Genomic DNA, 18,403 nt, shown 5'->3' with positions numbered 1-18,403 from the left:
CGGACGAAGCGGTACACATCCTCGGCCGGGGTGGGTAGGGTCGAGCGATGGCACCGCAGCGCACGCCCCGGCACCGGGCCGGAGCGGCCACGGAGGTGCCCCGGTCGCGACCGGGGCCCGAGGCGTCACGGCGCGCGGGCCCGTCGTCCACCGTCCCGTCGACCGGGTCGGCCCGACGGCGGAGCGGACCGTTCGCGCGGCACCTGCGGTCGGCGCCCCGCGTCGCGGTGGCCTCGGGGGCGGCCGCGGCGCTGCTGCTCGGTCCGCCGCTGGGCGTCATGATCGCGACGGCGACCGGCGAGCTCGGCCCCGAGCACGTCGGCCCGCTCGGTCCCGTGGTCGCGGCGCTGCCCTGGCAGGGGAGCGCGCCCGCGTCGTGGCTCGAGGGGCGTGACCCCAGGGACGACCGGTCGTCCCGCACGCTCGCCGACGGCCGGACGGCCGAAGACCTGGCGGACGCCGCCGAGGTCCCGGGCGCGACGCCGGGCACGGCGCCGCAGGGACCGGGCCCCGCACCCGACGCCACCTCTCCGGACGCCGCCGCGGCCGGCCCCGGTGCAGGCGAACCCGCAGAGCCCGGGACCGGGGGAGCGGCGGACGAGCCCGCGACCGACGCGGGCCCCGCCCCGGCCGAGACGCCCACCGCGCCGCCGGCGGTCGCACCCGCGCCGCAGCCGGCGCCCGCGACCGCGGCGGCCCGCAGCGGCCCGGGCACGATCACCGCGGAGGGCGCGGCCGCCGTCGAGCGCACGAACGCCGAGCGCGCCGCGGCAGGCTGCGGACCGCTCGTCGTCGACGAGCGGCTCACGGCCGCCGCGCAGCTCCACAGCGAGGACATGCTCGCCCAGGGCTACTTCGACCACACGAGCCTCGACGGCCGCTCGCCGTGGGACCGGGCGAAGGCGCAGGGCTACACCAACCCCGGGGCCGAGAACATCGCGAAGGGCCAGGCGACCGCCGAGGACGTCGTGCGCGCGTGGATGGACTCGCCGGGGCACCGCGCGAACATCCTCAACTGCGACCTGCGCGAGATCGGCATCGGGTACGCCGACCGGGTGTGGACCCAGGTCTTCGGCTGGGGCTGAGGCCGAGCACGGACCGCGCCACGCGCCGAGCGCTCAGAGGAGCGACGGCGCCCCGGTCGCGCGGGCCTCGCGGTCGAGCAGGCTGCGCTTGACCTCGAGGCCGTAGCGGAACCCGCCGAGGCTGCCGTCCGTGCGCAGCACGCGGTGGCACGGGACGAACAGCGCGGCGGCGTTCATCGCGCACGCGCCCGCGGCGGCGCGCACCGCGGCGGGCCGCCCCGACAGCTCGGCGTACCGCGTGTAGGTGACCGGGTCGCCCGGCTCGACCGTGCGCAGCACGTCCCACGCGTGCGCCCGGTACGGACCCGACACCTGGCGCACGGGCACGCCGTCGATCGCGTGCACGTCTCCCGCGTAGTACGCCCGGACCGCGGCGACCGCACTCGTGACGGCGGGGTCGTCGTCGGGCACGGGCGTCGCCTCCGCGGGCCGCAGGTCGGGGTGGACGAGCGCGACGAGCGCCGCCGGGTCGGCGGTCCAGCCGGAGGCCAGGACCGTGCCGTCGGGGTCCACGACGACCGTGAACGGGCCGTCGGGGGTGGTGAGGGTGGTCGCCAGCGCGGCACTGCCGGTCGTGCCGGTGGTCGTCCCGGTGCGGGTCGGTGCGGTGGTCACGGGGTCTCCTTCGTCGGGTTGTCGGGGGCGTCGAGGGTCGTCCGCGGCGGCACGGCGGCGCGCCACAGGTGCATCGCGGCGTACGAGCGCCACGGCGCCCAGCGTGCGGCGTACGCGGCGAGCGCCCGGCGCTCGTCGGGCAGGCCGAGCGCCGCCGCGCCCGCGCGGAGGGCGAGGTCGCCGTCGAGCAGGACGTCGGGGTCGTGCAGGACGCGCATCGCGACGTACCCGGACGTCCAGGGCCCGACGCCGGGCATGGCCTCGAGCGCGGCGCGCTGCGCGGCCGGGTCGTCGGCGGGGGACAGCGCGAGCGCGCCGTCGGCGAGGGCGCGCGCGACGCCGAGGATCGCGGCCGTGCGCCGCGCGGGACCGCGCACGTGGTCCGCGCCACCGTCGGCGATCTGCGCGGCCGTCGGGAAGAGACGGGTCGGGCCGAACCGGGACGCGAACGGGGTGCCGAGCGCGACGGTGAGCCGCGACAGGTGCGTGCGCGCGGCGGCGACCGAGATCTGCTGCCCGACGAGGGCGCGCACGAGGATCTCCGTCGGTTCCACCGCGCCCGGCACGCGGACGCCCGGGACGGCGCGCACCGACGCGGCGAGCGCCGGGTCCGCCGCGAGCGCGGTGTCTACGGCGGCCGGGTCGGCGTCGAGATCGAACAGGCGGCGGACCCGGGCGATCGCCGCGGGCAGGTCGGCCACGGACGTGAGCTCGAGCTCGACGTGGAACCGTGCCGCACCGCGGGTGCTCCCCGGCGGCGGGCCGTACGTCGCGCGGAAGGCTCCCGGCCCGTGCGGGAGGGCGAGCGTGCGCGCGTACGACAGGCGGGGACCGGCGAGGTCGGCCACCTCGACGCCGTCGACGGCGCGCGCCGCGAGGAACGAGAAGACGCCCCGCGCGTCGAACGGCTCGCGCAGGGGGAGCGTGAGGTCGAGCACGGCGGTGGTGCCGCCGTCGTCGCCGACGGTCCCCGGGTCGCCCGGGACGCCGACCGCCTCGCCCGCCCGCGCGCCACGGGGGCGGGCGGGTCGGCCGGGCCGCGCCCGACGGCGCAGCTCGCCCGGGGTCGTGTCGAAGACCTCGGTGATCGTGTCGTTGAACTGCCGGACGCTGCCGAAGCCCGCGGCGAACGCGACGTCGGCGAGACGGAGGTCCGTACCCGTGAGCAGGGCGCGCGCGGTCTGGGCGCGCAGCGCGCGGGCGAGCGCGACGGGTCCCGCCCCGAGCTCCGCGACGAGCACGCGGTGCACGTGCCGGGGCGAGTAGCCGAGGCGCGCGGCGAGGCCGTCGACCCCCTCGCGGTCCACGACGCCGTCGGCGACGAGGCGCATCGCACGGGCCGAGAGGTCGTGCCCGAGGTCCCAGCTCGGCGTCCCGGGCACGGCCTCGGGGAGGCAGCGCTTGCACGCGCGGTAGCCGGCCTCGTGGGCGGCCGCCGACGTGAGGTAGAACGTGACGTTCTCCGGCTTGGGCGTGCGCGCCGGGCACGAGGGGCGGCAGTAGATGCCGGTGCTGCTGACGGCGGTGATGAACTGGCCGTCGAACCGGCGGTCGCGCGACGCGATGGCGCGGTAGCGCTCCGCGAACACGGGGTCCGCCGCGGGGCGGGGGGTCGCGAGGGTCGTCGTCATGACTCGATCCTCACCCGCGGGGCGGCACCTTGGCTAGCGGGATTCGGACACGACGGTGGGACCGCGGCGCGCCGTCCCACGGCGGCGCCGGGGAGCGGTCGGTCGGGCGACCGGGGGTGTCAGACCCGGGCGTCGAGCCAGTCGAGCACCTCGCGCAGGTACGTCGAGCGTGCGGGCTCGGGGGAGAGCGCGAGGTCGTGCGCGCCGCCCTCGACGGTGACGACGGTGACGTCGTCGCCGAGGCCCGCGGCGCGGGACGTGATGTGCTCGACGTCGAGCACGGAGTCGGTCGTGAGCAGCTCCTCGTGCCACCCCGACGCCGGGCCGCTCCGCGCCGACGCGAGCACGAGGACGGGGCAGTCGACGTGCAGGCCGCGCGCGACGCGCGCGTGGCTGCGCCGCACCGTCCGCAGGAACCCGGCGCGGACGGGGAAGCCCTCGATCGGCTTCCACGCGAGGTCGAAGTCCCACTCCCCGCCCGTGCTCGCGTGCAGGGCCTCGGCCCAGTGCGGGTCCAGCCCGCCCACGACGAGCCGGGGCGCGACGCGCCCGACGACGTCCACCACGCGCGTCACCGGCCCGCGGAACACCCACGGCTTGTTGAGGTCGAACCACGGGCTGTTCAGCACGAGCGCCGCGAGCCGGCCGGGTCGCGCGTCGGCCCACAGGCTCGCGACGAGGCCTCCCGTCGAGTGCCCGAGCACGACGAGCCGCTCGTGCCCCTCCGCGCGGATCGCGCGTGCCGCCGCGTCGAGGTCCTGGGCGTACACGGCGAGGTCGGTGACGAAGTTCGGGTCGTCGTCGGGCCGCGACGGCGCGCCCGAGCCGCGTCCGATCGAGCGACCGTAGCCGCGCAGGTCGAGCGCGTAGAACCGGTACCCGCGCGCCTCGACCGCCTCGGCGACGTGGGTCTGGAAGAAGTAGTCGATGAACCCGTGCACGTACAGCACCGCGGGACGGGTGCCCTCGCCCGACGTCGGCTCCTCGCCCGCGGCCGTCGCGCCACCCGGCGAGCCGTTCGAGCCGTGCGGGCGCGCGCCGTCGGACCTGCGCACGAGCGTCGCCACCGCGCCGTCCGGCAGGTCGAGGTCGCGCGCGACCCAGTCCTCGCCCAGCACGTCCCTGCGCCACCCCGTCTCCGCTGCGGCCGTCTCGTCCACCGTCTCCTCCTCGCCACCGGCTCGTCCGACCCGTCAGCCTCCCACCGGTCCCGGGGTACGTCGAGCGCTGACAGGTCGGGGTCTCGTCGAGCCGTGCCGACGGCCCGGGGCCCGGCACACCGTGGGGCGCTGGCGGACCGGCGCGGGGGTAGCGTGGCGCGCGTGACGAGCGAGATCATCGCCCGCGTCGACGACGGCGTCGGGCACCTCACCCTGGACCGCCCCCGCGCGCTCAACGCGCTCGGCTACTCGATGCTCGGCGAGATCGCCGACGTGCTCGAGGAGTGGCGGGTCGACCCGACCGTGCGACTCGTGCTGCTCGACGGCGCGGGCGACCGCGGCCTGTGCGCGGGCGGCGACGTCCGGGAGCTGCGCGCGTCGATCGTGGCCGGGAGGCCGGCCGACGCGCGCCGCTACTTCCGGCGTGAGTACGCCGTCGACGCGGCGCTCGCCGAGCTGCCAGTGCCCGTCGTGACGATCATGGACGGCATCACGATGGGCGGCGGCGTCGGCGTGGGCGCGCACGCCCCGGTGCGCGTGGTCACCGAGCGCTCGCGCATCGCCATGCCGGAGACGCGGATCGGCTTCACGCCCGACGTCGGCGGGTCCTGGCTCCTGGCGCGCGCCCCCGGGCGGCTCGGGGAGATGCTCGCGCTCGGCGCGGTGACGATGGACGCCGCCGACGCGATCTTCGTCGGGCTCGCCGACCACCACGTGCCGAGCGAGCGGCTGCCGGTCCTCGCCGCCGACCTCGCCGCGCTCGCGACCGCGGGCGTCGACCCGCTCGACGTCGAGGACGTGCGTGACGTCGTGCGCCGCCACGCCCTGCCCGCACCCGTCTCGCGCCTCGTCGCCCGGCAGACGGCGGTCGACGCCGCGTACGCGGCGGGCACCGTGCCCGAGATCGGGGCGCGCCTGCGCGCCGCGGCCCGGGACGGGGACGAGCAGGCGGGCGCCGAGGCCGACGAGCTCGAACGTCTCTCGCCGACCGCTCTCACCGTGGCGCTCGCCGCGGTGCGCAGCGCGCGCGGCCTCCCGGACCTGCGCGCCGCGCTGGAGCAGGAGTACGGGCTCGTCTGCTGGTTCGTCGACACGCAGCCCGACCTCGTCGAGGGCGTCCGCGCGCAGGTGGTCGACAAGGACCGCGACCCCTCGTGGCACCCCGCGACGCTCGCCGAGGTCGACCCCGGCGTCGGGGCGCAGGCGCTCGCGTACGTGCCTGCGGAGGCGCTGTGGGACGACGCCCTGAGCCCGCGGCTGGCGCGCCGCGCGGTCGAGGCCGTGGTGCGTCGGTTCGGCGAGGACGAGCCGACGACGGACGAGCTGGCGGAGGCGACCGGGGACCTCGTGGTCGAGCTCGTCGAGCGGCGCGACGACGGCGGCACGGTCGTGCACCTCGCGGACTCGTGCGGCGAGCACTTCCTCGACGGCTATTGGCCCGCGGTGCGGTTCGACGCCGTGGGCGACGTCGTCGAGGTCACCGTCGAGTCCTGACGCGCTCGGGGCGCGCCCGGGCGTAAGAGTTCCGTAAGAACCAGGTCGACGGGCCGCTCGCGTGCGATAGACCGGTGGCGTGCCGACTCTCGCCTCGCTGCCTCACCGTCGTCCGCTCGGGTCCGGCGTGCGCCCGGACCGACCGGTGCGACGCCGGCCCGGACGCCTGGTGGTGCTGGGGTTCGCGGCCGCGATCGTCGTCGGTGCCGTCCTGCTGATGCTCCCGGTCGCGACGGCGGACCGTGCCGCGACGCCGCTGGAGGCGTTGTTCACCGCGACGTCGGCCGCGTGCGTGACAGGCCTCGTCGTGGTGGACACACCGACGTTCTGGACGCCGTTCGGGCAGGTCGTGATCCTGGCGCTGATCCAGCTCGGCGGGTTCGGGGTGATGACGGTGGCGTCGTTGCTGGGGCTGTTGATCTCGCGACGACTGGACCTGAACACGCGGATGGTCGCCCAGGCGTCCACGCGCTCGGTCCAGCTCGGTGACGTGCGCTCGGTTCTCGTGGGTGTGCTCCGGGTGACGGTGGCGGTCGAGGGCGCCGTCGCCCTTCTCGTGGCGGGGCGGCTGATGGTCGGGTACGGCGCGAGCCCGGGCGAGGCGGCATGGGGTGGGGTGTTCCACGCGGTCTCCGCCTTCAACAATGCCGGGTTCGCCCTGTACTCCGACTCGCTCGTCACGTTCGTCGCCGACCCGTGGATCTGTCTGCCGCTCTGCCTCGCGGTGGTCCTGGGCGGGATCGGATTCCCGGTGATCTTCGAGCTCTACCGCCGGCGCCGGGCCAAGCCCTCGCGATGGTCCCTGCACACGAAGCTCACGCTCGCGACGACCGGTCTGCTCCTGGTCGGCGGCACGGCGCTCTTCCTCGCGCTCGAGTGGGCGAACCCTCGCACGCTCGGCCCGTTGAGCATCGGGGGCAAGCTGCTCGGCGCGGTCACGCAGTCCGTCATGGCACGCACGGCCGGGTTCAACTCCGTGGACACCTCCGCGATGAACGAGGGCACCTGGCTCGGTACCGACGTCCTGATGTTCGTCGGCGGCGGCAGCGCCGGCACGGCGGGCGGTATCAAGGTCGTGACCTTCGTGGTTCTCGCGTTCGTGATCTGGTCCGAGCTGCGGGGTGACCCCGACGTGGACGCGTTCGACCGACGCATCGCACCGGCGACACAGCGCCAGGCGGTCACCGTCGCGCTCCTCGGGGTCGCGGCCGTGCTGGTGCCCACCCTGGTGATCACCGCGACCTCGCACCACGGTCTGGACCGGGTCCTGTTCGAGGTCACGTCCGCGTTCTCTACCACCGGTCTGTCCACCGGGATCACTGCCGACCTTGCCGGACCGCACCAGCTCATCCTGGTCGCGCTGATGTTCCTGGGCCGGCTCGGGCCGATCACCCTCGGCACCGCTCTGGCGCTGCGCGAGCGCCCACGCATGTTCCGCCGGCCCGAGAGCGCCGCCATCATCGGCTGAGCGCGCTCCTGCCGCGGTCAGACCCGCGACGGCCCGCCCCGGGCGTCCCGGGGCGGGCCGTGTGCGTCAGCTGCTACGGCTCACGTGCCTCGTGCGGAGTCCACCGCGCGAGGAGGCGCGCCGGTCACTCGGGCGGAGGGCGCAGACGCGTCGCGTCGTCGATCTCGTCGTCCGGGCCGCCCGGCGCCTCCGGACCGTCCGGTCCCGCACCCGGCTGCGGCGGGAGCGGCTGGGTCGGGGCCGGCTGCTGGTACGGCGGCAGCGGCTGGGTCGCCCCCGGGGGGACGGGCGGCTGCGCGGGGAGCGGTGTCGTCGGGGACGACTGCGGGTGCGGCGCTCCGGGGGGCGCGTACGGCGCCGCTCCGGGGTGGCCCCCCTGCGGCTGCGGCGGGGCGGGCGGCTGGGTGCCGTACGGGCCCGGGCCCGGGGCCGGGGGCTGCGCCCCGTAGCCCTGCGGCGCGCCCGGCTGGCCCGGGTAGGCGCCCGGCTGCTGACCCGGCTGGCCCGGGTAGGCACCCGGCTGGCCGGGGTACGCGCCCGGCTGCTGCTGGCCCGGCTGCTGCCCGGGGTAGGCGCCGGGCTGGCCCGGGTAGGCGCCCTGCTGCCCGGGGTACTGGCCCTGCTGGCCCGGGTACTGCCCCTGCGGCTGGCCGGGGTACTGACCAGGCTGACCAGGCTGGCCGGGTGCGGCGTAGGCACCGGGCTGACCGGGCTGACCCGGGTAGCCGCCCTGCTGGAAGCCCGCCGCCTGACCGTCCTGGGCGTCCGGCTTGGAGCGGAGCACGAGCCACAGCACGAGACCGATGATGCCGAGCAGCACGACGCCGCCGATGACGAACCAGAGCCAGGCCATCGAGCCGGAGTCCGAGGCGTTGCCCGCGCTGTCGCCGCCGTCGGGCGCGGTGGTGCCGTCGGTGCCCTCGGTCGACTCGTCGGAGCTGTCCTCGCCGCCGCTCGCGGCGCCGCCCGCGACGGCCGAGCCGCGCGCCGTCATCTCGTTGGTCTCGCCGACGACCGGCGTCCACGTCACGGTGTTGCCGTCGACCGTGCCGTTCGACTCGACGACCTCGCCCGGGAAGGTGATGGCGACCTTGATGTCGAGGCCCTCCATCATCTGCCGCGTCATCTCGTCGCTCGTCGCGTCACCCGTGTCCGGGTTGAACTCCTCGCCGGTCATGTCCATCGACCCGCTCACGACGTACTCGTCACCCTCGCGCGTGACGGAGATCGAGTCCGCCGCGCCGGTGTCGAGCTGCGCGATCGGCTGGTCGGCGTAGGTGATCTTCGTGCCGGTGTAGCCGTCCTGCGCGTAGGGCTCCTGCGTCGCGCCCTCGGGCAGGTCGGACTCCATCTCGGAGCCCATCTGGTCCCACATCTCCTGCGGGTCCATGTCCAGGGACGTCGCGAGCTCGTCGCTGAACGCCATGACGACGCTGCCGTCGAACGTGTCGTCCTCGTTGAGGGTGATGGCCATGTCCATCCTCATGCACCCCGCGAGGAACAGTGCGAGGGTGGCGAAGAGGGCGCCGAGGCCGAGTCGTCTGCGCAAGGGTGAGGAGTTCACCCGCCCAGCATGTCGCGGATCGTCGCCCGAGGCGAGGGTCGATGCCGATTTGAGACGGAATGCGGCCGGAGTTCATCCGCTCGGGCCCACGGTCCACCGGGAGCGGCGCGCGAGGCTGACGAATGAAGTTGAGCGGAATACACTCAACTTCGGAGTCGTTCCACTGGTCAGACCATCTTTCGAGCACCACACCGGAGCACCTATGGAAACGAAGTTCACCACGAAGTCGCAGCAGGCGATCGGCGAGGCGATCCAGACCGCGTCGGCCGCCGGCAACCCCCAGCTCGAGCCCACGCACCTCCTCGCCGCCCTGCTCACGCAGGAGGGCGGGGTCGCCGTCGGGCTCCTCGACGCCGTCGGCGCGGACAAGCAGGCGATCGGGCAGAAGGTCCGCGCCGCGCTCGTCGCGCTGCCCACGGCGAGCGGGTCGGCCGTCGCACAGCCGACGCCGTCGCGCGCCACGTCGACGGCGCTCGACGCCGCCGCGCAGGAGGCGCAGGCCCTCGGCGACGAGTACGTCTCGACCGAGCACCTCCTGCTCGGCATCGCCGCGGGATCCTCGCCCGCCGCGACGGCCCTCCAGCAGTCCGGCGCGACCGCCGACGCGCTGCGCTCGGCGCTGCCCGCGGTGCGCGGCAGCGCGCGCGTGACGAGCCCCAACCCCGAGGGCACGTACAAGGCCCTCGAGCAGTACGGCACCGACCTCACGGCCGCGGCCGCAGAGGGCAGGCTCGACCCCGTCATCGGGCGCGACTCCGAGATCCGGCGCGTCGTGCAGGTCTTGAGCCGCCGCACCAAGAACAACCCCGTCCTCATCGGCGAGCCCGGCGTCGGCAAGACGGCCGTCGTCGAGGGGCTCGCCCAGCGCATCGTCGCGGGCGACGTCCCGACGTCGCTCCAGGGCAAGCGCCTCGTCTCGCTCGACCTCGCGAGCATGGTCGCGGGCGCGAAGTACCGCGGCGAGTTCGAGGAGCGGCTCAAGGCCGTGCTGGAGGAGATCCGGTCCTCCGACGGCGAGGTCGTCACGTTCATCGACGAGCTGCACACCGTCGTCGGCGCGGGGGCCGGCGGCGAAGGAGCCATGGACGCGGGCAACATGCTCAAGCCCATGCTCGCGCGCGGCGAGCTGCGTCTCGTCGGCGCGACCACGCTCGACGAGTACCGGGAGTACGTCGAGAAGGACCCGGCGCTGGAGCGCCGCTTCCAGCAGGTGTTCGTCGGGGAGCCCTCCGTCGAGGACACGGTCGCGATCCTGCGCGGCCTCAAGGAGCGGTACGAGGCGCACCACAAGGTGACGATCGCGGACTCGGCGCTCGTCGCCGCGGCGTCGCTCTCCGACCGGTACATCACCGGCCGCCAGCTCCCGGACAAGGCGATCGACCTCGTCGACGAGGCCGCGTCGCGCCTGCGCATGGAGCTCGACTCCTCGCCGATCGAGATCGACGAGCTCCAGCGCGCGGTGACGCGCCTGGAGATGGAGGAGGTCGTGCTCTCGGAGTCGACCGACCCCGCGTCGCTCGAACGCCTGGAGAGGCTGCGCGCCGACCTCGCCGACCGGCGCGAGGAGCTCGCCGCGCTCACCGCGCGCTGGGAGGCCGAGAAGGCGGGCCACAACCGCGTCGGCGACCTGCGCGCGCGGCTCGACGAGCTGCGGACCGCCGTCGAGCGGGCCGTGCGCGAGGGCGACCTGGAGACGGCGGGGCGGCTGCAGTACGGCGAGATCCCGCAGCTCCAGCGCGAGCTCGACGCGGCCGAGGCCGAGGAGGCGGCCACCGACGCCGCCGACGCCGTCGCGGAGCAGGCGCCGATGATCGCCGACAAGGTCGGCGCGGACGAGATCGCCGAGGTCGTGTCCGCGTGGACCGGCATCCCCGCGGGCCGCATGCTCCAGGGCGAGAGCGAGAAGCTCCTGCACATGGAGGACGTCATCGGGGAGCGCCTCATCGGCCAGCAGGCCGCGGTGCGCTCCGTGTCGGACGCCGTCCGACGGTCGCGCGCGGGTGTCGCCGACCCGGACCGCCCCACGGGCTCGTTCCTCTTCCTGGGGCCGACGGGTGTCGGCAAGACCGAGCTCGCGAAGTCGCTCGCCGACTTCCTGTTCGACGACGAGCGCGCCATGGTGCGCATCGACATGTCGGAGTACTCCGAGAAGCACTCGGTGGCCCGGCTCGTCGGCGCGCCCCCGGGGTACGTCGGCTACGAGGAGGGCGGCCAGCTCACCGAGGCCGTGCGGCGCCGGCCGTACTCGGTCGTGCTGCTCGACGAGGTCGAGAAGGCGCACCCGGAGGTCTTCGACATCCTGCTGCAGGTGCTCGACGACGGCCGCCTCACCGACGGCCAGGGCCGCACGGTCGACTTCCGCAACGTCATCCTCGTGCTCACGTCGAACCTCGGCTCGCAGTTCCTCGTGGACCCGATGCTCGACGACGCCGCGAAGCGCGAGGCCGTCATGAGCACCGTGCGGGCGTCCTTCAAGCCGGAGTTCCTCAACCGCCTCGACGACGTGATCGTCTTCGAGCCGCTCACGATCGAGGAGCTCGGGCGGATCGTGGACATCCAGGTCGCGGGGCTCGGCCGGCGGCTCGCCGACCGGCGCATCACGCTCGACGTCACGACGGCGGCGCGGGAGTGGCTCGCGCTCGAGGGCTTCGACCCCGCGTACGGCGCGCGCCCGCTGCGCCGCCTCGTGCAGCGCGAGATCGGCGACCGCCTCGCGCGGATGCTGCTCTCGGGCGACGTGACCGACGGCGACGTCGTGGTCGTGGACCGCGACCCGGGGTCCGAGGGCCTGACCCTCGGCACGGAGGCCCTCGCGGCCTGACCCCCGCCCCGCCGAGGTAGAACCCTGGTCCGCCGAGGTAGAACTCTGGTAGGCCGAGAGAGAACCCTGGTCGTGGACCAGGGTTCTACCTCGCGCAACCACGGTTCTACCTCGCGCAACCACGGTTCTACCTCGCGGGACCAGGGTTCTCGTGGGTGGGGCGAGGGCGGCCGACGTCGGGCGGGTGGTCCGGGGCCGGGACATACTCGGGTCGTGCCGACCGACGAGACCACCGAGCCCGCCGCCCAGCAACGCCTCGACGAGAAGCCCCTGCGCTCCGCCGTCATCGTCAACCCGAACCGGGTCGACGGTCTCGACGCCTTGCGCGCCACGATCACCGCGCGCCTCGCCGAGGCGGGATGGCCCGAGCCCGCGTGGCTCGAGACCACCGCGGAGGACCCGGGGACGGGCCAGGCGCGCCAGGCCGTCGACGACGGCGCGGAGGTCGTGTTCGTCAGCGGCGGCGACGGGACGGTCCGGGCGTGCATCGAGGGGCTCGTGGGCACCGACGCGGCGCTCGCGATCCTGCCGGGCGGCACGGGGAACCTGCTCGCGACGAACCTCGGCATCCCGCCGCGGCCCGAGGACGGGATCCGGCTCGCGCTCGAGCGCGGGCGCCGACAGATCGACGTCGGGGAGGTCGACGGGCAGGTCTTCGCCGTGATGGCGGGCATGGGTCTCGACGCCGCGATGATGGACGACGCCCCGACCGCGCTCAAGGCGAAGGCCGGGGCCCTCGCGTACGTGGTCTCCGCGCTCAAGCACCTGACCGACGACGAGATGAACCTCGAGGTGACGGTCGACGGCCGGACGCGGCGGCGTCGGGCCCGGACCGTCCTCGTCGGGAACGTCGGGCGCCTCCAGGCGGGGACGAACCTCCTGCCCGACGCCGAGCCGGACAACGGGCAGCTCGAGGTCGCGATCGTCGCGCCCCGCAACCTCAAGCACTGGGTGCAGCTCCTGTGGGGCGTCGTGCGGGGCAAGAGCCGGGTCCCGAGCCGGGAGGTCGTGCGGGGCCGCGAGATCTCGGTCGTCTCGGACCGCCCGCAGCCGCGTCAGCTCGACGGCGACGTGATCGAGCCGTCCGAGCGCCTCGACGTGGCCGTGCGGCCCGAGGCGCTGTGGGTGTGCGTGTACCAGCCCGACGAGTCCGAGGACCTGGCCGAGGGCGCGCCCACCGCACGCTGAGTCGGTCGACCCACCGCCCGTGGACGGCGCGGTGTCGACGCCGCACCCTTCGGCAGGATGGGTGCATGAGCTCTCCCCAGACCGGCCCCGAGACCTGGCGGTCGCCCGCCCAGCCCGCCTACGGGGCACCTTCGCCGGAGCCCGCCCCGGCCCCGGGCGCTCGACGCTCCCCGCTCGCCGTCGCGTCGTTCGTCACCGGTGTCGCGACGGTCCTCGTCGGCGCGGTCGTCACGCTGGCCGTCCCGTTCGTCCTCTCGTCGTCGGGGTACTCGCCGACGTCCGTCAGCGTCCTGCAGCTCGTCAACGGGGTCGTCGTCGGCCTGCTCGGTCTGGCCGCCGTGATCACGGGTGCGGTCGTGCTCGTGCAGAGGCAGCCGGGGACGGCGCTCGCGGCCGCGGGGACCGCGCTCGGGGCGTCGGCGCTCCTCGGCGTCCTCCTCGGCCTCGGGCAGGGACTGCTCTACACGGTGCTCTGACCACGCCGCTCGCCGCCCCGCGGTCAGCGTCCGGCGCCGGGAGCCGTCGGCTGTCGTGCACCCGGCCGCGATGACCGCGATCGCGGGGAGCTCAGGCCCCCGGGTCGACGATCCCGTGGCGGAACGCCCAGACCACGAGCTGCACGCGGTCGCGCGTGCCGGTCTTCGTCATCGCCCGGCCGAGGTGCGACTTCACAGTGCTCGGCTCGAGGAAGAGGGTCGTCGCGATCTCGGCGTTGGACGACCCGCGGCACAGCAGCCCGACGATGTCGAGCTCGCGCGGGGTGAGGAGCGCCGCCGCGCCGTCGTCCCGGGAGACGGGCGCGCGGCGGCGCGCGAACTCGCCGATGACGCGTCGCGTGAGGGACTGGTCGACGAGGCCGTCGCCCGCCGCGACGCGCCGGACGGCGTCGACGAGGACCTCGGGCTCGGCGTCCTTGAGCAGGAACCCGCTCGCGCCCGCCTCCAGGGCGCCGAACACGTAGTCGTCGAGGTCGAACGTGCTCACGACGAGCACCGGGACGGGGTCGGCGACGTCGGGCCCGGCGAGCGCGCGCGTCGCCGTGATCCCGTCCCCGCCGGGCATGCGGACGTCCATGCACACGACGTCGGGCCGCTCGCGGCGTGCGACGCGCACGGCGTCCGTGCCGTTCGACGCCTCGCCGACCACCTCGACGCCCTCGCTCTCGAGGATGACGGTGAAGCCGGCACGGACGACGGCCTGGTCGTCCACGAGCACGACGCGGGTCACGGGACCTCCTGGTCGGTAGGGGCGGGGGCGGCGGGTGCGCCCGTCGAGAGCGGCCCGGACGGGAGCTGCTCGCGCGCGGGCGCGCGGGGGACGGTCAGGCGGACCACCCACGCGCCGTCGGGCGTGCGCCGCGCGTCGAGCGTCCCGCCGAGCACCGCGGCCCGCTCGCGCATCCCGACGAGGCCGTGGCCGGGCCGCGTGCCCGGCGGCGGCACCGTGCGTGCCGCCGGGTTGCGCACCGAGAGGACGACGTCCGCGTCCGACCACACGAACCGCACCGCGACCGGACGCCCGGGTGCGTGGCGGCGTGCGTTGGCGAGCGCCTCCTGGAGCACGCGGTAGACGGCGATCTGCGCGCTCGGCGTGAGGTCCCAAGGGCTGCCCTCGGTCTCGACCGTCGCCGTGGTGCCCGCCTCGCGCGCGGTGTCGAGGAGCGCGGGCACCTCCGCGAGGGTGGGCTGCGGTGCCTCGCGCTCGGCGCCGTCGCCCTCGTCGCGCCCGCGCAGGATCCCGACCACGAGGCGCAGGTCGTCGAGCGTCTCGCGGCCCTGCGCACGGATCCAGCGCACCGACTCCTTGGCCCGGTCGGGGTCGGCGTCGACCAGCCGCTCCGCCGCGGCGGCCTGGACGACGATGCCCGACAGGTGGTGCGCCGCGACGTCGTGCAGCTCGCGCGCCATGCGCGCCCGCTCCTCCAGGACGGCCTGGGCGGCGAGCGCCTCCCGCTCGCGCTCGGCGTGCCGCACCCGGTCGCGCAGCCCGGCGACGAGCTCTCGTCGCGTCGCGACGTACGAGCCGACGAGCGCCGCCCCGACGAACGTGAGGAGCGCCGAGACCAGCGCCCCGCCGACCTGGAGCGTCTGCTGGGCGGGTCCGGTCCCGGCGGGGACGCCGAAGCCGCCGAGGGCGAAGACGAGCACGACCTGCGCGGCGGCCGCGAGCGCGGGGCCGCCGAGGCGTGCGGGGCGCGCGGCGTACGCCCCGGCGGAGTACGCGGCCACGAGCGTCGCCGGGGCCTGGAAGCCGACGTACGGCGGCAGGAGCACGGTGATCGCGACCTGGGCCGCGACGGCGAGCGCGAGGCAGGTCAGCGGTGCCCGACGGCGGACCGTGAGCGTCGCGGCCTGGCCGACGACGAGCACGAGGACGGCGGCGCGCACCCCGGGGGTGATGACGACCGCGCCGGGCCCGGCGCCGAACGTCGATCCGACGTCGGTCGTGAGCACCCGCTCGATCCCCAGGAACAGCACGACGGTCGCGGCGGCGACGACTCCGGCGAGCACGGCGTCACGGCCGGTGTCGGTGCGCACCCCGACCCGGTCGAGCGCGCGACGCACGGTCTCGGTCACGGCTCCTCCTCGTGCGGTGCGGACGGGTGCGGGGGCGGCGAGCCCCGCCCACCCTACGGGGCGGGGCCTCGTCCGGTCCGGTCCTCAGACCAGGTCGCGGCGCTGCAGGGTCGCGGCTCCGCTCCCGAGGAGCAGCAGGACCCAGGCGACGAGCCCGGCGAGCGCGGCGAGCGTCCCCAGCGGCGCGGCGCCACCGAGCAGGGCCGCCCCGGACTGTCCCGTCGAGGCGAGCGCGCCCAGGCCGAGCGGGAGCCATTCCGCCGCGGCGGACTCGCCGCCCGACAGGAGCGTCACGGCGCCCCGGACGATCGGCTCCGCGAGCGCGAGCGCCGCGACCGTCACGACGCCGGCGACCTGGCCGCGCACGAGGGTCCCGATCCCGAGCCCGAACCACGTGAGGAGGACGAGGACCGCGAGCCCGCGGGCCCACACCCCGAGGACCTCGCCCGGCCCGAGCGCGAGGGTCGCGCCGGGCGTCGTGACGATCGCGACGGTCAGGCCCAGGGCGCCGACGAGGGCGAGCACGACGCCGACGCCGAGCGCGACGGTCGCGGTCGCCCCGGCCTTCGCCGCGAGGATCCGCAGCCGTGCCGGCTGGACGAGCGCCGTCGGCACGATGCCGCCGGTGCGGAAGTCGGTGGTCACGGCAAGGACCCCGAGGAGGAGCATGCACACGGTCGCGACGCCGACCGACCCGGAGCCGTTGAGCCCGTTGCCGAGCAGGTCGAGCATGCCGCGCTGGAACGCCGGCTGGGCGGCGTCGGTGAGCGCGCCGAGGTCGGGCGCGAGCTCCTCGAACGACTCGGGCGACGCCTGGAGGCCGACGCCGGTCCCGCCGCCGAGAGCCTCGGCGCCGCGCAGGATCGTCGGGAGCAGGATCGTGAACGCCTGGACGACGAGCATCCCGGCGACGGCGACGGCCGCGACGACCCACGTCGCGCGGGTCGTGCGGAGCTTGAGCATCTCGGCGCGGTACATCAGCGCACCCCTTCGGTCGTGGCGGTCAGGTCGAGGTAGAAGTCCTCCAGCGACTCCCCGCGCAGCAGGTCGTCGAGCGGCCCGTCGGCGACGACGCGGCCCTGCCCGACGACGACCAGGTCGTCCGCGACCTGCCGCACCTCGGACAGCACGTGGCTCGCGAGGAGGACGGTGCCGCCGTCGTCGGCGAACGCGCGGACGAGGTCGCGCAGCCAGCGCATCCCGGCCGGGTCGAGGCCGTTCGCGGGCTCGTCGAGGACGAGCACCTCGGGGTCGCCGAGCAGCGCGGCGGCGATCCCGATGCGCTGCCGCATCCCCAGCGAGTAGGTGCGCACGCGCCGGTCGGCCGCGGGCGTCATGCCGACGAGCGCGAGCACCTCGTCGACGCGTCGCGCGGGGACCCGCCCCGCGGCGGCGAGCACGCGCAGGTGGTCGCGGCCCGTGCGCCCGGGGTGCAGGCCGCCCGCGTCGAGCAGCGCGCCCACGGTGCGGGCGGGGTGCGCCAGGTCTGCGAACGCGCGCCCGTCGAACGTCGCGCTCCCCGCGGTCGCCGCGGCCAGCCCCAGCAGGACGTGCAGCGTCGTCGACTTCCCGGCGCCGTTCGGCCCGAGCAGCCCGACGACGCGGCCCGGCGCGGCGGTGAACGTCACGTCGTGCACGGCGTCGAACCCGCCGTAGGCCTTGCGCAACCCGGAGACGTGGATGGTGGTCATGCCGGTCCCTTCCCGTGCGTCCCGCACGGACCTCCCGCGCGGTGCGCCACCAGGCTGTCGCGGGGACCCTGCCCGGGTCTTGGGCCGCACGGGGGAACCTGGGTTGCGACCTGCGTCGCAACCCTGGCCGGACAGGGCCGGACGTGCCGCGCGGCGGCCGCGTCGTCCCAGGTGGGGGGACCGGGGGTGACACGGGGCCCGGGCATGGGGCAGGGTGGACGTCCACCCGACCGTCCGGCGGGCAGCGCGTCGCGTCGTCCGCCGGTCCCCGACCGTCCCGGAAGGAGGCGACGTGCGCCGACGCCACGACCGGACCGACGCCCCGGCGAGCGACGTTCCCGCCCCCCTCCCGCGGGCAGGGAGCCGTGCCGCGACGCCGTGGGTGACGGTCGCCGCCGGTGCCGGGGCCGTGACCCTCGTCGTCGCCGTGGCCGGCATGGTGGGGGCGGCGACGGGCGTCGGCGAGAGCGTCGTGGTGGGCGTCTCCGCGGACGGAGGGGCCCTCGTCGAGGACGGGGTACCGGCGGTCACGCCGCGACCCGAGGCACCGCGGCCCGAGGTCACGCGCATCCCCCCGCCCGACCGTGCCGGCGCGACGGACGACCCGGCGGGCACCGACCCGGAGCCGGAGCCCCCGACGGGTACCGGGGGCGAGCCGCCCGCGTCGGCGAGCGGCCCCGACCCGGCGCCGACGACGACGGAGCCCGCGACCGCGCCGACCACGCCGGCCCCGGCGGTCACCCCGGCGGAACCCGCCCCGACGTCCGACCCGGACCCTGCGTCGGTCACCTGGGTCCAGGAACGGCTCCGCGTGCACGGTGCGGACGTCGAGGTCACCGGCACGCTGGACGACGCGACCGTCGCGGCGCTGCGCGCGTTCCAGCAGGCGCACGGGCTCGCCGGGGACGGGGCGGTGACCGCCGCGACCGCCGAGGCGCTCGCGGCGGCCCCGGGCACGGGCTCCGAGGAGTCGACCGACCCGGGCGGGACGAGCCCCGCGGAACCGACGCCGACGCCGTCCACCGACCGGCCCTCGACCGTCGCGCCCGGGCAGTCGTCGACGACGAGCGGCGAGACGGCCGGCACGGACCTCGGTCCCGCGTCCTGAGC

The 18,403-nt window shown here is 76.0% G+C and carries 15 protein-coding genes; 7 read left to right on the top strand and 8 right to left on the bottom strand.

Annotation, left to right across the window (positions count from 1 at the left end; all coding sequences use genetic code 11):
- Window positions 1–47 precede the first annotated feature (47 nt).
- Complete coding sequence (locus tag FIC82_RS19220; protein WP_154799547.1) at window positions 48–1,085, top strand: CAP domain-containing protein; 1,038 nt, start codon at window positions 48–50, stop codon at window positions 1,083–1,085.
- A 33-nt stretch (window positions 1,086–1,118) separates the two neighbouring features.
- Here FIC82_RS19220 and FIC82_RS19215 read toward each other — a convergent pair whose 3' ends face one another.
- The 3 genes from FIC82_RS19215 to FIC82_RS19205 form a co-directional block, all read right to left on the bottom strand.
- A complete protein-coding gene (locus FIC82_RS19215; RefSeq protein ID WP_154800585.1) occupies window positions 1,119–1,643 on the bottom strand; it encodes a methylated-DNA--[protein]-cysteine S-methyltransferase in 525 nt (174 codons plus the stop codon).
- A 53-nt stretch (window positions 1,644–1,696) separates the two neighbouring features.
- Window positions 1,697–3,331: an AlkA N-terminal domain-containing protein gene (locus FIC82_RS19210; RefSeq protein ID WP_154799546.1), complete on the bottom strand. Its 1,635-nt coding sequence runs from the start codon at window positions 3,329–3,331 to the stop codon at window positions 1,697–1,699.
- 119 nt (window positions 3,332–3,450) lie between these two features.
- Window positions 3,451–4,491, bottom strand: a complete 1,041-nt coding sequence (locus tag FIC82_RS19205; protein WP_168732127.1) for an alpha/beta hydrolase — start codon at window positions 4,489–4,491, stop codon at window positions 3,451–3,453.
- 162 nt (window positions 4,492–4,653) lie between these two features.
- Between FIC82_RS19205 and FIC82_RS19200 the strand changes: the two genes are divergently transcribed.
- Together FIC82_RS19200 and FIC82_RS19195 are read left to right on the top strand one after the other, a co-directional pair.
- A complete protein-coding gene (locus FIC82_RS19200) occupies window positions 4,654–5,985 on the top strand; it encodes an enoyl-CoA hydratase/isomerase family protein (protein ID WP_336240144.1) in 1,332 nt (443 codons plus the stop codon).
- Window positions 5,986–6,064: 79 nt separating this feature from the next.
- Window positions 6,065–7,453, top strand: a complete 1,389-nt coding sequence (locus tag FIC82_RS19195) for a TrkH family potassium uptake protein (protein ID WP_253691290.1) — start codon at window positions 6,065–6,067, stop codon at window positions 7,451–7,453.
- Window positions 7,454–7,577: 124 nt separating this feature from the next.
- Here FIC82_RS19195 and FIC82_RS20915 read toward each other — a convergent pair whose 3' ends face one another.
- On the bottom strand, window positions 7,578–8,927 hold the full coding sequence (locus tag FIC82_RS20915; protein WP_216609941.1) for an LppM family (lipo)protein: 1,350 nt from the start codon (window positions 8,925–8,927) through the stop codon (window positions 7,578–7,580).
- Window positions 8,928–9,219: 292 nt separating this feature from the next.
- On the opposite strand from FIC82_RS20915, the gene clpB reads away from it, so the two are divergent.
- The 3 genes from clpB (at window position 9,220) to FIC82_RS19175 (ending at window position 13,502) form a co-directional block, all read left to right on the top strand.
- Entirely contained in the window at window positions 9,220–11,838 is a 2,619-nt protein-coding gene (gene clpB / locus FIC82_RS19185) for an ATP-dependent chaperone ClpB (RefSeq protein WP_154799545.1), read from the top strand.
- 213 nt (window positions 11,839–12,051) lie between these two features.
- Window positions 12,052–13,026, top strand: a complete 975-nt coding sequence (locus FIC82_RS19180; RefSeq protein ID WP_168732126.1) for a diacylglycerol/lipid kinase family protein — start codon at window positions 12,052–12,054, stop codon at window positions 13,024–13,026.
- 65 nt (window positions 13,027–13,091) lie between these two features.
- On the top strand, window positions 13,092–13,502 hold the full coding sequence (locus FIC82_RS19175) for a hypothetical protein (RefSeq protein ID WP_154799544.1): 411 nt from the start codon (window positions 13,092–13,094) through the stop codon (window positions 13,500–13,502).
- A 91-nt stretch (window positions 13,503–13,593) separates the two neighbouring features.
- Here FIC82_RS19175 and FIC82_RS19170 read toward each other — a convergent pair whose 3' ends face one another.
- The 4 genes from FIC82_RS19170 to FIC82_RS19155 form a co-directional block, all read right to left on the bottom strand.
- The gene (locus FIC82_RS19170; protein ID WP_168732125.1) at window positions 13,594–14,253 is read right to left on the bottom strand and encodes a response regulator transcription factor; all 660 of its coding nucleotides are present in this window, start codon (window positions 14,251–14,253) and stop codon (window positions 13,594–13,596) included.
- Window positions 14,250–15,602 carry a sensor histidine kinase gene (locus FIC82_RS19165; RefSeq protein ID WP_154799543.1) on the bottom strand — a complete coding sequence of 451 codons (1,353 nt, stop codon included), beginning with the start codon at window positions 15,600–15,602 and terminating at the stop codon, window positions 14,250–14,252. Before FIC82_RS19165 ends, FIC82_RS19170 begins: the two co-directional genes overlap by 4 nt.
- A gap of 84 nt (window positions 15,603–15,686) precedes the next feature.
- Entirely contained in the window at window positions 15,687–16,580 is an 894-nt protein-coding gene (locus FIC82_RS19160; RefSeq protein WP_154799542.1) for a hypothetical protein, read from the bottom strand.
- Window positions 16,580–17,293 (bottom strand): ABC transporter ATP-binding protein, encoded by a 714-nt coding sequence (locus FIC82_RS19155; RefSeq protein WP_154799541.1) that lies wholly within the window; start codon window positions 17,291–17,293, stop codon window positions 16,580–16,582. Before FIC82_RS19155 ends, FIC82_RS19160 begins: the two co-directional genes overlap by 1 nt.
- 292 nt (window positions 17,294–17,585) lie before the next feature.
- Between FIC82_RS19155 and FIC82_RS19150 the strand changes: the two genes are divergently transcribed.
- A complete protein-coding gene (locus tag FIC82_RS19150; protein ID WP_154799540.1) occupies window positions 17,586–18,401 on the top strand; it encodes a peptidoglycan-binding domain-containing protein in 816 nt (271 codons plus the stop codon).
- Window positions 18,402–18,403 lie beyond the last annotated feature (2 nt).

This window comes from Cellulosimicrobium protaetiae (genome assembly GCF_009708005.2).
Taxonomy (GTDB): domain Bacteria; phylum Actinomycetota; class Actinomycetes; order Actinomycetales; family Cellulomonadaceae; genus Cellulosimicrobium; species Cellulosimicrobium protaetiae.
This window is presented reverse-complemented; position numbering and strand designations above follow the sequence as displayed.

Excerpts from the sequence above, each read along its gene's own strand:
- FIC82_RS19220 (WP_154799547.1), top strand. The coding sequence starts at position 48 with ATGGCACCGCAGCGCACGCCCCGGCACCGGGCCGGAGCGGCCACGGAG.
- FIC82_RS19155 (WP_154799541.1), bottom strand. The coding sequence starts at position 17,293 with ATGACCACCATCCACGTCTCCGGGTTGCGCAAGGCCTACGGCGGGTTC.
- FIC82_RS19210 (WP_154799546.1), bottom strand. The coding sequence starts at position 3,331 with ATGACGACGACCCTCGCGACCCCCCGCCCCGCGGCGGACCCCGTGTTC.
- FIC82_RS19160 (WP_154799542.1), bottom strand. The coding sequence starts at position 16,580 with ATGTACCGCGCCGAGATGCTCAAGCTCCGCACGACCCGCGCGACGTGG.
- FIC82_RS19175 (WP_154799544.1), top strand. The coding sequence starts at position 13,092 with ATGAGCTCTCCCCAGACCGGCCCCGAGACCTGGCGGTCGCCCGCCCAG.
- clpB (WP_154799545.1), top strand. The coding sequence starts at position 9,220 with ATGGAAACGAAGTTCACCACGAAGTCGCAGCAGGCGATCGGCGAGGCG.
- FIC82_RS20915 (WP_216609941.1), bottom strand. The coding sequence starts at position 8,927 with ATGGCCATCACCCTCAACGAGGACGACACGTTCGACGGCAGCGTCGTC.